This window comes from Vibrio sp. R10-SG3-ISO10, assembly GCF_059834185.1.
Map to the genome: position 1 here is coordinate 449,745 of NZ_JCBDHG010000020.1, position 12,315 is coordinate 462,059.

The following is a 12,315-nucleotide window of genomic DNA, read 5'->3' on the forward strand; positions in this document are numbered from 1 at the left end:
TTAGTGTGATTATTCCAGCTCTCGATTTAATTGAAGGACAGGTGGTTCGCCTTTATCAAGGCGATTACGGTCAAGTAACCGAGTACAAAGTCGACCCAGCAGAGCAATTCAACTTGTACCACCAAGCTGGTGCTAACTGGTTGCATTTAGTGGACTTAACAGGTGCGAAAGACACGACAGCGCGCCAACTTGATTTGATTGCCAAGCTACTCGCGAGCACTCCAGCGAATATCCAAATCGGTGGTGGTGTACGTACAGAGCAAGACGTTGTTAACCTACTAGAAGCGGGAGCTCAGCGTGTTGTAGTGGGCTCTACAGCGGTAAAGCAACCTGAACTGGTGAAAGGTTGGATGGAAAAATACGGCGCAGAAAAAATTGTTCTCGCGCTAGATATCAACATCGATCAATACGGCACGCGTAAGGTCGCGATTTCTGGTTGGCAAGAAGACTCAGGCGTGACTATCGAAGCTCTGATTAATGATTACCTAACCGTTGGCTTACAGCATGTGCTTTGTACCGATATTTCTCGTGATGGTACGCTAGAAGGCTCTAACGTAGAGCTGTATGTAGACCTATGTAAACAATACCCACAAGTGAAATTCCAATCATCAGGTGGCATTGGCTCATTAGCGGATATCGAAGCGCTGAAAGGTTCTGGGGTCGCTGGCGTGATTGTTGGTCGTGCACTACTTGATGGCAAGTTCACAGCAGAGGAGGCATTTGCATGTTGGCAAAGCGAATAATTCCATGTCTTGATGTTCGTGATGGACAAGTAGTTAAGGGCGTTCAGTTCCGTAACCACGAAATCATTGGCGATATCGTTCCTCTTGCGCAGCGTTATGCTGAAGAAGGCGCAGATGAGCTAGTGTTCTACGATATTACCGCTTCTAGCGATGGCCGAGTGGTAGATAAAAGTTGGGTGGCTCGCGTTGCAGAAGTGATCGATATTCCTTTCTGTGTCGCTGGTGGCATTAAATCAGCGGAAGATGCGGCGCGTATTCTTGAGTTTGGTGCAGATAAGGTATCTATTAACTCACCGGCATTGGCAAACCCACAGTTAATCACTGACCTTGCTGATAAATTTGGTGTGCAATGTATCGTCGTCGGTATCGATTCGTACTATGACAAAGAGACGGGCAAGTATCAGGTTTACCAGTTTACGGGTGATGAAGAGCGCACCAAAGCGACCCAATGGGAAACGCGCGATTGGGTGCAAGAAGTACAAAAACGTGGTGCAGGTGAAATCGTGTTGAACATGATGAACCAAGACGGCGTGCGTAACGGTTACGATATCGAACAGCTCAATATGGTGCGAGAAGTGTGTAACGTACCATTGATTGCATCTGGCGGTGCTGGTGCGATGGAGCACTTTGCGGAAGCTTACCAAAAGGCCAATGTGGATGGTGCACTTGCCGCATCGGTATTCCACAAACAAGTCATCAATATTGGTGAATTAAAGCAGTATTTAAAACAACAAGGTATTGAGGTTCGACTATGAGTGTAAACACCGCCGAAGTAAGCTCTTTAGCTGAGCGCATCAACTGGGACAAGGTGGATGGTCTAGTACCTGCCATTGTACAAGATTTCCAATCGAGCCAAGTGCTGATGATGGGTTACATGAACCAAGACGCACTGGCGAAAACGGGTGAAACCGGTCAAGTCACCTTTTTCTCTCGTACTAAGCAGCGTTTGTGGACCAAAGGTGAAACCTCTGGCAACGTATTGCAATTGGTGAACATGCAGCTAGATTGCGATAACGATACGCTCTTGGTGAAAGTGAATCCCATTGGTCCTACGTGCCACTTGGGCAACACCACTTGTTGGGATGTCGACCCGCAAGAGGAGTCGCAAATGGTGTGGCTTCATCAACTTGAGCAGCTATTGGCTGCCCGCAAGAGCGCCGACCCTGATTCCTCTTATACTGCCAACCTTTATTCCCGTGGCACCAAGCGTATTTCGCAGAAAGTGGGTGAAGAAGGCGTTGAAGTCGCGCTTGCGGCGACGTCGGGTGATAAAGCGGAGCTAGTGTGCGAGTCAGCGGATTTGATTTACCACTTACTTGTTCTTCTCCAAGATCAAGGTCTGTCGATGAACGATGTAGTCAACAAGTTGAAAGAGCGTCACAAATAATCTCAGACCTCCAAATAACTAGCGCCCTCAAATGAGGGCGCTTTTTTAACCAACGTTGTTTATATTAAATTTCGAATAAGAAGTAATAACCGTAACCGACAACTAAAGCAGGTAATGCTGAATAGATGGTTGCGACCAAAGCAGCTTTTGGTGCCAAGGCAATTGCAGGGAATAGAGCATCGCCATCGTTTGATATCGCATTCGCTAATTGCGCAGATAATGGTGCGGCTCCGGAAATGTACAAACTCGTCACGAGAATTTGCGGCCCACAGCCTGGCAGTAAACCGACAGTCAAGCCCATCAGTGGCATCCAAACTCCCCACCCAGAGAAGGTCGCAGCGAGGTCAATATGACCAAAGAAAGTAATCAGCTCAAATGCCATAAAAGCCAGTATCACCCATGCTGTAACGAAGTTGGTATCTTGCGCAGCTTTCTGTATCGGATGCGACGAAACTTGCTTTGTATCTTCCGCGACCGTTGACTCGTAATCTTTGATTTCTTTGGTTAAAGACCACAGCAACATACTAATAATGATCAGAATTGCCCCCGTCCATTCAATGGCCATTTCAGGTAGGTGGAGCAATTGATTCACATCGACCTGAAAAGATCCAAGTGCAGCAATGATGGTTGCAGGTACAAGTAGCCATTTCCAAAATGCACCTTGTAGATTGATTGCCTTTTGTTCAAGGCTGTTTGAGTTTTCACTCGCGCAACTAAAACGATTTGCGACTGACTTTGCTTCAGGGCGAAGGAAATCATCACGATGTATTCCATTAACAACCCAGCCTGAAATACAGCCAACCATTATCCCAAGTCCAACAACGGCAAAACCGATATCAGGTTTACTCGCAAGTAGTAGGAACGCGGCATCACCCATCGTCGAGGTTAATACGGCTACGATTGCACCAAAACCAACTCGACCACTGACGAACTGCGTGGTGACTATTATTGCTCCACCACAACCGGGTAAAGCACCTAGCAGTGCGGCGAAGAACACCTGATGGTTGCGAGAGCTTTGGTAAAGGTTGACGATACGATTTTCTTTATTGAAGAAAATTGATACGTAGTGATAAATCGCGAGAGTAAAGGCAACGTAGCTAGATACTGCCCAGAAGGCGTCAGCAAGGGTATTGATAGTGACATCTCTAGTAGTGTCACTGACAATAAGAGCAAGTAAAGCTACAGGAAGTAGAAGTCGCTTATACGCCGGACGAAACTGAGCTAATGAAAGCCAGTTGGGCATAGCTTGAAATAGTCGAATAGAATTCATGAGTCAGTGTCTTTAGAATGCGAATTATTCTCAACTATATGTTAATGAGAATTATTTGCAACAAGTTTTTTGAGATAATCAAATGTGTTTCAACTTGAGTGACAGTCTTACTTATAAGAAACATCAAACTTATAGTGCTAAACTTAAAAGAGGGTTAGGTTGAATAGGGGCTATTAGTCATGGCTTATGACGAAATAATCTCTATCCAACCGATGACAAATCATCAGAATTCGGTAAAATATCGGGTTTGTGAGTAATTGCCCCTCGTTGGGAAGAAATTTAGTCAGATAGGAAAAAAGATGATTCTAGTTGTAGGTCACAAGAACCCTGATAGCGATAGTATCTGTAGTGCACTAGTAGCAACTGAGCTACTAACAGCTCGTGGTGTTGAAGCAATGCCTATTCGCCAAGGTGAAATTAACCGTGAAACTCAACACATTCTAGAAGTGGCTGGCGCAGAAGTTCCTGAGCTACGCACTTCAGTAGCGGGCGAGAAAATCTGGTTAGTAGACTACTCGGATCTAGCTCAAGCTCCAGATGATGTGGCTGACGCAGAAATTCTAGGTATCGTTGATCACCACCGCCTAGGTGACGTGATGACTGTAAACCCTATGGAAGCTTGGATCTGGCCTGTTGGCTGTACTAACACAGTACTGTTTAACATGTTTAAAATCGAAGGCCACGAAATCACGCCTAAGATCGCTAAGCTAATGATGTCAGCAATCCTATCTGACACTGTCGGTTTTGCTTCTCCAACCTGTACTCAAAAAGATAAAGATGCAGTAGAAGAGCTAGCGAAAATCGCTGACGTTTGCGATGTAGATGCATTCATTAAAGATCTACTAATCGCTAAAACAAATATCGAAGGCCTATCAGCGGCTGAGCTTGTTGAAAAAGACCTGAAAGGTTACCCATTCAATGGTCGTGATGTTGTTGTTGGTCAAGTTGAACTTGCAACACTTGAGCAAGTTGACGGCATGATCGAAGCTCTAGAAGCTGATCTAGAAAGCCGCTGTGCTGAACAAGGTTTGGCGTTTGCAGCAGTCATGCTAACAGACATCACTACAGCTCAAACTCGTCTACTTTACAAAGGTGAGTGGGCTGAGAAACTTGTTAAGCATGAGAAAGACGGCATGCTAATGATGGAAAATACGCTAAGTCGTAAGAAGCAAGGTTGGCCTTGGCTTCAAGCTGAACTAGCTTAATTCTATCTCTCTAATGTATACCCTAACGCCCATGGTCACGCCATGGGCGTTTTCTTTGCGAGGAAGTGAATATGTCGTTATCAAATGAGCAGCTAGAAACAGTGAATAAAATGCGCCCTGATGAGCGCTTTAACTACTGCATTAAAGAAATCGCCAAAAACCGTAAGGTTTGGATCCTGACTGATGAGCATGGCTGCGTAATGCTCAACACCGAAGAGGAAGATTGTGTGCCGGTTTGGCCCCACCAAGAGTTTGCAGAGCAGTGGGCAACCGGAGATTGGGAACACTGTAAGGCTGAGCCAATCTCGACGGCAAAATGGTTTAGTCGTTGGACTTATGGCCTTGAAGATGACGAGCTATCAGTTGTTGTGTTCCCTAACGATAACGAAGAAGGTGTGGTGCTGTACCCAGACGAATTTGAAGTCGAGTTGAAAAAACGCGGCTAAGGCTGACAGGGATTAATAGCCTATCAGCTGAAATAGCTCTCCTTGTTTTGCGGTAGAGACGGCACGATTTAACGTGCCGTCTTTTTTATATCTCGCTAATAATCGTCTTACTATCGGTTTCACTTGTTGTTCGTTCATACCGGATTTAAGCTCTGGTTCGTAGAGCAGCTTCAAGAGGACGACATCAAGAGGGGAGAGCAGATCTTCAGGGGTCTCATCATTAAAAATCGATGGGAAAGCGCTCTCTGAGTCGTTCGGTAAGCCTAAGACTTGAGTGATCTCCTCGACGATGCAGGCAAGCAACTTACCATGCTCTCTCGCTTGGTCGACAGGAATGATGATTGCAGCATGTGAGAGAGCGCCGTTGCGACCGACTTGGTAGCCTGCTTTACAGATCGCTCCATATACGTTTGCAAGCGCAGGCTTACCCAGTTCTCGCTCAATATCTTCACGCCACTTGGATTCTTTAGTAAACACCCAGATGATATTCGCCTGTTCACGTGAATTCACTCTTTGAATTCGATGCCCAGTTATCTGTTCTAAGTGACGAAGATGTGCGTCAGTGAGTTCATCGTGAAGTTCACTGTCCGGTACTTTGTGCTGAACCCAAATTTTTACGGCTTCATTCCATTTTACTAGCGGTTTGTTTCCGGCAGAATATTCATTACGCATAGCGACGTTAATGAAGGCTTTCTCGATAAATTGGGTGTCTAACCATGTCTGTTGATTAACGTAAGCTGGAGCCTGAAAGCTGCAGGCCAATACGGTTAGCACGATCCACGCTGTCCTTAGCATTTGAGTTCCTATTTAAAACAAGTCGCTTTATTGAAATGGCTTTCGACTAGTCTTTGGGTAACCGAATGAGTCGGGCAAGTGAGTACTTCATGGGTTTCTCCACTTTCCACAACTTCTCCTTCATGCATCACCATTATTTTGTCGGTAATATGTTTAACAATACCAATATGTTGAGATACATAAACAAAGGAAACCCCCATTTCTTCTTGCAGCTCCAAGAACAGGTTAATGATCTGCGAACGCATCGCCATATCCAGTCCATTGAGCGCTTCATCTGCGACGATAACCGACGGTTGCAGGATAAGTGCACGTGCTAAACAAACACGCTGCTTTTGACCTGTAGCAAGCATCTGAGGGTAAAAGTAGGCATGTTCGGGTAACAAACCCACTCTTAACAGTGTTTCCTTGACGCGTTTAATCCGAGCCTCGGGTGGCATGCTAGTGTTTCGTTTTAGCGGACCTTCTAAAATTCGGCCAATTTGAATACGTGGATTCAAAGAGGTGTTTGGGTCTTGAAAAATCATTCTTATAAGCTTGCAGCGAGTCGAATAATCTTCGTGTTCAAGCAATTCGCCATTAACACGTATTTCTCCTGAGGAGGGTTCCACTACACCTGCTAACATTCGCGCTAGTGTCGATTTTCCAGAGCCGTTCTGACCGATAAAACCAATGGTTTGGCCTGCTTCTAGGCTGAAGCTGACGGGTTTTACTGCCTGTTGAACCTTTTTACGGAAAAGGCTTGAACGTGTGACAAAGGTTTTTGATAACGCGTTGACTTCTAATAGGGCACTCATGCTTTCTTCTTCTCCATATTTAGTGGGAAGTGGCATGCAAACTTGTGATTCTTGATTCGGCGAGTCATAGGTATCTCAACGCATTGACGTTGCGCATATGGGCAGCGTGGACCGAGGCGGCAACCAATGGGCAAATGCTGTAGTGGAGGAATCGATCCTGGCAGAGATTGAAGTTTCTCCTTATGCGGAATCCAGTCGCTAAAATCGGGCATCGCTTTCAACAGTGCGGCTGTATATGGATGCTTTGGTTTTTCTAGGATCTTATTGGTATCAGCAGACTCAACTGACTGACCACAATACATGACCGTAATGCGGGTTGCCCACTGGGTAATGGTTGTCAGGTCATGACCAATTAACATGATCGATGTATTGTGTAGCTGATTCATCCGACTCAACAAACGTAAGATCTGCGACTGAGTAATCGGATCCAAGTCGTTGGTTGGCTCATCTGCAATTAATAGCTTAGGTTTGGCAGCGATCGCCATCGCTATCATGATCTTTTGACACTCACCGTCAGTTAGCTCGTATGGGAAGCTATCCATGATTTGTTGGTGGTCTTTAATCCCAACTTTATGCAGTAACGCGACCGCCTGTTTCTTACGCCACTTAAAGCGCTCCCACCATTTACCTTCAAAAGAGCGTGAGGGAATCGCTTCAATAAGCTGTTTTCCTACTTCTTCTGAAGGGTCCAAACAGGTTGATGGCTCTTGGAAGATCATCGCAATATCGCGGGCTATGACACGTCGACGCTCTTTAGGTGTCAGCTGAAGTAAGTCGACATTTCCTAGTCTCATTCGGTCTGCGGTCACTTTCCAGTTGTCTTTGCATACACCAACGATGGCTTTAGCAACCAGACTTTTCCCTGAGCCCGACTCACCCACTAAGCCGCGAATTTCGCCTTCATTCATCGTCAGGCTCATTCGGTCAACGGCTTTCATCATCCCCTGAGGCGTTTCTATCTCGATAGTGAGATGTCGAATATCTAATAACGGCATTATTCGATCCCCGCGTTAAGCGCTTGGCGAATACCTTCACCAACAAGGTTAATGACAATAACAGTAAACATGATCGCGAGTCCGGGAAGAGTTACTGTCCAGGGAGCAAGGTAGATCAGCTCAACAGAGTCTCCAAGAATAGCTCCCCACTCAGTGCTTGGCGCTTGTGCTCCTAAACCAAGAAAACCAAGCGCGGTGATATCCAAAATAGCGATTGACCATGCCAACGTAATTTCGGTGGCAATGACGACAAGAATGTTGGGCAATATGGAGTTCCAAAGTAGATAGAATTGGTTTGCCCCATCAAGGCGTGCAGCCATGATGTAGTCTTTTTCCACTTCGGTATGTACTGCGATATAAACTGAGCGGACAAATCTTGGAATTAAGGCTAAACAGATAGCCAGCAAAATATTGAACTCGCCAAAGCCTAGGAAAGCGACAAAAATAATCGCCAATAGCAACGATGGAATTGACATGACGGTATCAAGTAAGTGGTTTAAGACACTTGATAGCAAGCCTTTGGTCATCCCTGCTAGTACGCCGATGATACATCCAATCACTGTAGCGATAACCGTAATCAGAAAAGCAGCACCAAAGGTAAGACGCGAGCCTTCAATTAAGCGTGAAAGAATATCTCTGCCGAGATCATCGGTTCCAAGGAAGTACTCAACCGTACCGGTTGGGTTCCAAGATGGAGGCACAAGTAACTCACCACTTTGCGCTTGTGGGTCATGAGGTGTAATCCAAGGTGAAACAAGCGTAATTAGGCATAGCAGTAGTAAGCACCATAAGCCAAACATAGCCAAATTGTTTGCACGGAAACTACGCCAGAATCGTTCAAACTGGGTAGGGATACGCTCTTCTTGGTAGACATTATCGGTTAGCATACCACTCCTTCCTTACCAATGGATTGACCATGGCACCAATCAAATCAGATAAGATGTTAGCGGTTAGGACAAACGTCGCAACGACGATGACCCCAGCTTGAATCGCAACGTAATCTTGATTTGAGAGGGCATCAAGTAACCATCGGCCAATGCCCGGCCAGTTAAAGATAGATTCAGTAATAATGGCAAGTGTTAGCATGCTAGAAAGCTGCACACCGATTTTTGGAATAATCGGCGGGATAGCGTTGCGTAACACGTGCTGGGTCACGATTTCGTGTGTTGATAAACCTTTGATACGTGCGGCGCGAATATAGTTTTGTCCCATAACTTCAGCAACGGAAGCTCGCATCAAGCCTATGACTTGCGTCGTTGGCGCAAGCGCGAGAACAAGGCAAGGCAGAATTAGGTGTTCCAAAACACTTTGCAACGCATGGGCTCGATATTCTCCGCTAGCAAAGAAGGCATCGATAATCGCAAAACCAGTAACGTGGTCAATTTGATAGAGCAAATCGTAGCGACCTGCGACAGGGAATACCTGAAAGTGCAGTGAAAACACCATGATCATCAAAAGTGCGACCCAAAATAGCGGTGCAGAATATCCAGACATGGAAGTAAACGAAATCACAGTATCGACCCACTTTCCTTGCTTCATACCCGCTAACGTCCCAACTGGTATTCCAATGAGCAGCGATATCACAAAGGCGATAAAACATAGCTCTAGCGTCGCGGGAAAGACAATGCTCAGCTCGTCAATTATAGGAGTCCCTAACTTGGTAACGCCAAGGTTAAGCTGCATGAGTTCGCCAAGATACAGCATCCAGCCACTCCAAAAATCATGGATAGCCCATGGAGAGCTAGGCTCTAACCTTAGAATACTGAAACCCACCATAGTGAGTATCAATAAGGTGATGATAAACAGGTTAAAGCGTCGAACGGAATACAACAGCATTACTTGAACCTCTCGACAGTATCAAACGGCTGCGCATTGAATGGGCTAACCTTAAAGCCTCTAAGTGAGGTGTGATGCGCTTGCAACTGCATGCCATGATTTAGTGGGATCACAGGGAATTCTTCATTAAGTATGTTCTGCGCTTGTTTATAGAGGTTTTGCCTATAGCGAGGCTTATCGACCTCAAGTGCAAGGTCGAGCAGAAAATCGAAGTCAGGATTACACCAACTTGAAACATTAAGTCCGGCGCGTTTGGATTCACAAGAGAGAAGCGGCCTTAAAAAGTTGTCCGGGTCCCCGGTATTGGCGATCCAGCCCGTTAAGTGGAGGTCAATGTTTTCATTGCTATTTAGGTTGCTGCGATCGAATCGATCGTCTGTCATTAAATTGAGTTTAATTCCAACATCAGCTAGGTTTGCTTGAATCAACTCTGCCGTTTTTCTTGGGCTCGGGTTGAAAGCACGTGGCTCCAATGGAACTGACATTGTCAGCTCTAACCCTTTGCTATACCCCGCTTCACGTAACAGCGCGATAGCGTAGTTGCGATCATAACGAATTTGTACCGCATCTTTTTGATAAGCCCACGAAGAAGGGGGCAAAACGGAATACGCCTGACTACCTGTGCCGTAGTAGACCGAATCCAAAATATTCTGACGGTTAATGGCATAGTTAAGTGCTTTACGCACGCGAGCATCGTTAAGTGCAGGGTGGGAAGTGTTCACGGCAACGAAAGAGATATTCATTGCAGGCTTCGCAGTTAACTCGACATCTGCTGTTTGCTCAATAATTGGCAACTGACTCGAGAGTGGGGCGTTGAGCACATCACATTCACTGCGGAGTAGTTTAGCCAAAGTGCCTGTGCCGCGTTGAGATATGTCGAATACGACCTGTTCCATCTTTGGTTGATCTTGCCAATAGCGAATGTTGCGCTTAAGACGGATGAGGTCGTTGACTTGATATTCAGCAAGGTAGAATGGACCAGTACCAACAGGATGACTATCGAGCATACTTTTCTCGTCGCTGAGCTCAAGTTGTCCGGCATATTCTTTAGAATGGATGACCGCATGACTGGTTGCAATATTGGACAGGAAACTATTGTCAGGTCGGTTAAGAGTAAATTTCACTTTGTGCTTGGATAGTGCTGACACGTCAACAACGAGGTTTTGGAAATCAATCCCACTGAACCAAGGGTAAAGTCCGCTTCCGACATAGTGAAATGGATTGGTAGTATCAATAATGCGTCTAAAGCTAAAGACCACATCTTCTGCGTTCATTGCTCTGGAAGGAGTAAACCAAGCTGTGGTTTGGAACTCGACACCCTTACGCAACGTAAAGATGTACTCAGTACCTTCTTTATTAACTGACCACTTAGTCGCAAGGCTTGGCACCGGCTGATAGGTTTGGCTATCGAGAGTAAGCAGAGTATTAAACAGCTGAGGGCTGAGTGTTTCGGTTGTAATGCCACTATCGACCAATTGAGGGTTAAACGTCGAAGGACCACCTTGACCACAATAGACAAAACCCTTCTGACGAATTTTGTCATGGTCAATCTCTTCACCACAACCGGCTAATAGGCTGAGGCTGAACAAACCTAATGTAAACTGAATGAATGCTTTCATAGAAAGAACAAGTGTCTGGGACAAAGCACAATGGAACTCACCATTATGCCTTAAGATCCTAATAATTTACCACTAATTACCCGCTGTAACCAAAGCAAAACCACAAAATTGGTGGGTTAACTGAGGTTAGTCAGGTCATACTTACGGACCATGCCTCGCAATTGGTGATAACTTAACCCAAGTAACTCAGCAGCCTTCCTCTGATTAAACTGGCTCTGCTTTAATGCTTCTGTAAGTATGAGTTGGTCCTGTTGTTCTTGCCACTGTTTATAGTCGATCGGGAATTGAAACTCGGGCACTTCAGGGGTTGCGGCTGTTTCTTCCTCTGGGCATATGCTCTGCCAAGAAGATTGGAAAGGATCAAAAATCAGCTGATCAATGGCCCCGTCTTGCATGCCGTGTTGGTAAACTGCTCGTTCAATCACGTTTTTCAACTCGCGCACATTTCCCGGCCAATGATAACTGAGCAAGCTTTGTTCTGCTTGAGTCGAGAAGCCGACAAAGTACTCGAAGCCCAACTCACGGCACATCTTAATTGCGTAGTATTCGGCCAGTAATAGGATATCTTCTTGTCGTTCGCGAAGAGGCGGTAAATGGATAACATCAAATGCCAGTCTGTCGAGTAAATCTGCGCGGAAAACACCTTCACTCGCCATGTGAGGTAGATCTGCATTGGTGGCACAGACTAGACGCACATTGGCATTCAAGAGCTGATGACCACCAACACGCTCATATTGACCGTATTCAATCACTCGGAGAAGTTTTTCTTGCACAAGTAATGGTGCCGTGGCCAACTCATCCAAAAATAGGGTGCCATTTTCAGCGCGTTCAAATCGACCCTTATGACGCCCTTTAGAGCCGGTGAATGAGCCTTGCTCATGACCAAAAAGCTCTGAATCAATCAAGCCTTCGCTGAGGGTAGAGCAGTTGAGTGAAATTAACGGCTGATCCCAACGTTTTGATAAGTAGTGAAGTCGCTGAGCAATCAATTCTTTACCAGTTCCTCGCTCGCCAATGATCAATACTGGTCGCTCAATAGCGGCTAACTTAGATACCTTGTCTAATACAGAAAGAAAGGCAGGGGATTCGCCAATAAGGTTTTGTTGCATGAATGCTCCGTGGTGAAATTTACCAACTGTAGGTTAAATTCAACACAGGTTGATAATGATTGCAATGAGTTATTTAGTAACTAACTGATTTATATAGGGTGAAAACTTGGCACGTA

Annotated in this window: 13 protein-coding genes; 5 read left to right on the forward strand and 8 right to left on the reverse strand. The window is 45.6% G+C overall.

Annotation, left to right across the window (positions count from 1 at the left end; genetic code table 11):
- Window positions 1-5: 5 nt before the first annotated feature.
- The 3 genes from hisA to hisIE are packed head-to-tail and all read left to right on the forward strand — an operon-like array spanning window position 6 to window position 2,130.
- Window positions 6-743: a 1-(5-phosphoribosyl)-5-[(5-phosphoribosylamino)methylideneamino]imidazole-4-carboxamide isomerase gene (gene hisA / locus AC6R16_RS12060; RefSeq protein WP_500674496.1), complete on the forward strand. Its 738-nt coding sequence runs from the start codon at window positions 6-8 to the stop codon at window positions 741-743.
- Complete coding sequence (hisF, locus tag AC6R16_RS12065) at window positions 725-1,498, forward strand: imidazole glycerol phosphate synthase subunit HisF (protein ID WP_004749837.1); 774 nt, start codon at window positions 725-727, stop codon at window positions 1,496-1,498. The genes hisA and hisF overlap by 19 nt, the downstream gene beginning before the upstream one ends.
- Window positions 1,495-2,130, forward strand: coding sequence for a bifunctional phosphoribosyl-AMP cyclohydrolase/phosphoribosyl-ATP diphosphatase HisIE (gene hisIE / locus AC6R16_RS12070; RefSeq protein ID WP_004743970.1), 636 nt, complete (start codon window positions 1,495-1,497; stop codon window positions 2,128-2,130). The genes hisF and hisIE overlap by 4 nt, the downstream gene beginning before the upstream one ends.
- A 64-nt stretch (window positions 2,131-2,194) precedes the next feature.
- On the opposite strand, the gene AC6R16_RS12075 is transcribed toward hisIE, so the two are convergent.
- Window positions 2,195-3,400, reverse strand: a complete 1,206-nt coding sequence (locus tag AC6R16_RS12075; RefSeq protein WP_500674497.1) for a putative manganese transporter — start codon at window positions 3,398-3,400, stop codon at window positions 2,195-2,197.
- Window positions 3,401-3,699: 299 nt separating this feature from the next.
- Between AC6R16_RS12075 and AC6R16_RS12080 the strand changes: the two genes are divergently transcribed.
- Both AC6R16_RS12080 and AC6R16_RS12085 read left to right on the forward strand, forming a co-directional pair.
- Entirely contained in the window at window positions 3,700-4,605 is a 906-nt protein-coding gene (locus AC6R16_RS12080; protein ID WP_004749839.1) for a manganese-dependent inorganic pyrophosphatase, read from the forward strand.
- A 71-nt stretch (window positions 4,606-4,676) separates the two neighbouring features.
- Window positions 4,677-5,051 carry a DUF2750 domain-containing protein gene (locus tag AC6R16_RS12085; protein WP_054963104.1) on the forward strand — a complete coding sequence of 125 codons (375 nt, stop codon included), beginning with the start codon at window positions 4,677-4,679 and terminating at the stop codon, window positions 5,049-5,051.
- A 12-nt stretch (window positions 5,052-5,063) separates the two neighbouring features.
- Here the strand turns inward: AC6R16_RS12085 and AC6R16_RS12090 are convergent, their stop codons facing one another.
- The 7 genes from AC6R16_RS12090 to pspF all read right to left on the reverse strand — a co-directional run bounded on the left by AC6R16_RS12090 (window position 5,064) and on the right by pspF (window position 12,199).
- Window positions 5,064-5,846: a DUF2927 domain-containing protein gene (locus AC6R16_RS12090; protein ID WP_500674498.1), complete on the reverse strand. Its 783-nt coding sequence runs from the start codon at window positions 5,844-5,846 to the stop codon at window positions 5,064-5,066.
- Between the two features lie 8 nt (window positions 5,847-5,854).
- Entirely contained in the window at window positions 5,855-6,640 is a 786-nt protein-coding gene (locus AC6R16_RS12095) for a peptide ABC transporter ATP-binding protein (protein ID WP_500640720.1), read from the reverse strand.
- Window positions 6,637-7,635: a peptide ABC transporter ATP-binding protein gene (locus AC6R16_RS12100; RefSeq protein ID WP_500640719.1), complete on the reverse strand. Its 999-nt coding sequence runs from the start codon at window positions 7,633-7,635 to the stop codon at window positions 6,637-6,639. The genes AC6R16_RS12095 and AC6R16_RS12100 overlap by 4 nt, the downstream gene beginning before the upstream one ends.
- The gene (gene sapC, locus AC6R16_RS12105) at window positions 7,635-8,522 is read right to left on the reverse strand and encodes a putrescine export ABC transporter permease SapC (protein WP_004748052.1); all 888 of its coding nucleotides are present in this window, start codon (window positions 8,520-8,522) and stop codon (window positions 7,635-7,637) included. The genes AC6R16_RS12100 and sapC overlap by 1 nt, the downstream gene beginning before the upstream one ends.
- Window positions 8,509-9,471 carry an ABC transporter permease gene (locus AC6R16_RS12110; protein WP_500674499.1) on the reverse strand — a complete coding sequence of 321 codons (963 nt, stop codon included), beginning with the start codon at window positions 9,469-9,471 and terminating at the stop codon, window positions 8,509-8,511. The genes sapC and AC6R16_RS12110 overlap by 14 nt, the downstream gene beginning before the upstream one ends.
- The gene (gene sapA / locus AC6R16_RS12115; protein ID WP_500674500.1) at window positions 9,471-11,090 is read right to left on the reverse strand and encodes an ABC transporter substrate-binding protein SapA; all 1,620 of its coding nucleotides are present in this window, start codon (window positions 11,088-11,090) and stop codon (window positions 9,471-9,473) included. The genes AC6R16_RS12110 and sapA overlap by 1 nt, the downstream gene beginning before the upstream one ends.
- A 116-nt stretch (window positions 11,091-11,206) precedes the next feature.
- Entirely contained in the window at window positions 11,207-12,199 is a 993-nt protein-coding gene (gene pspF / locus AC6R16_RS12120; protein WP_500674501.1) for a phage shock protein operon transcriptional activator, read from the reverse strand.
- Window positions 12,200-12,315: the final 116 nt, after the last annotated feature.

What these genes read in the sequence shown, in the direction of transcription:
- hisF (WP_004749837.1), top strand. Translation starts at nt 725, where the DNA reads ATGTTGGCAAAGCGAATAATTCCATGTCTTGATGTTCGTGATGGACAA.
- hisIE (WP_004743970.1), top strand. Translation starts at nt 1,495, where the DNA reads ATGAGTGTAAACACCGCCGAAGTAAGCTCTTTAGCTGAGCGCATCAAC.
- AC6R16_RS12075 (WP_500674497.1), bottom strand. Translation starts at nt 3,400, where the DNA reads ATGAATTCTATTCGACTATTTCAAGCTATGCCCAACTGGCTTTCATTA.
- AC6R16_RS12080 (WP_004749839.1), top strand. Translation starts at nt 3,700, where the DNA reads ATGATTCTAGTTGTAGGTCACAAGAACCCTGATAGCGATAGTATCTGT.
- AC6R16_RS12085 (WP_054963104.1), top strand. Translation starts at nt 4,677, where the DNA reads ATGTCGTTATCAAATGAGCAGCTAGAAACAGTGAATAAAATGCGCCCT.
- AC6R16_RS12090 (WP_500674498.1), bottom strand. Translation starts at nt 5,846, where the DNA reads ATGCTAAGGACAGCGTGGATCGTGCTAACCGTATTGGCCTGCAGCTTT.
- AC6R16_RS12095 (WP_500640720.1), bottom strand. Translation starts at nt 6,640, where the DNA reads ATGAGTGCCCTATTAGAAGTCAACGCGTTATCAAAAACCTTTGTCACA.
- AC6R16_RS12100 (WP_500640719.1), bottom strand. Translation starts at nt 7,635, where the DNA reads ATGCCGTTATTAGATATTCGACATCTCACTATCGAGATAGAAACGCCT.
- sapC (WP_004748052.1), bottom strand. Translation starts at nt 8,522, where the DNA reads ATGCTAACCGATAATGTCTACCAAGAAGAGCGTATCCCTACCCAGTTT.
- AC6R16_RS12110 (WP_500674499.1), bottom strand. Translation starts at nt 9,471, where the DNA reads ATGCTGTTGTATTCCGTTCGACGCTTTAACCTGTTTATCATCACCTTA.
- sapA (WP_500674500.1), bottom strand. Translation starts at nt 11,090, where the DNA reads ATGAAAGCATTCATTCAGTTTACATTAGGTTTGTTCAGCCTCAGCCTA.
- pspF (WP_500674501.1), bottom strand. Translation starts at nt 12,199, where the DNA reads ATGCAACAAAACCTTATTGGCGAATCCCCTGCCTTTCTTTCTGTATTA.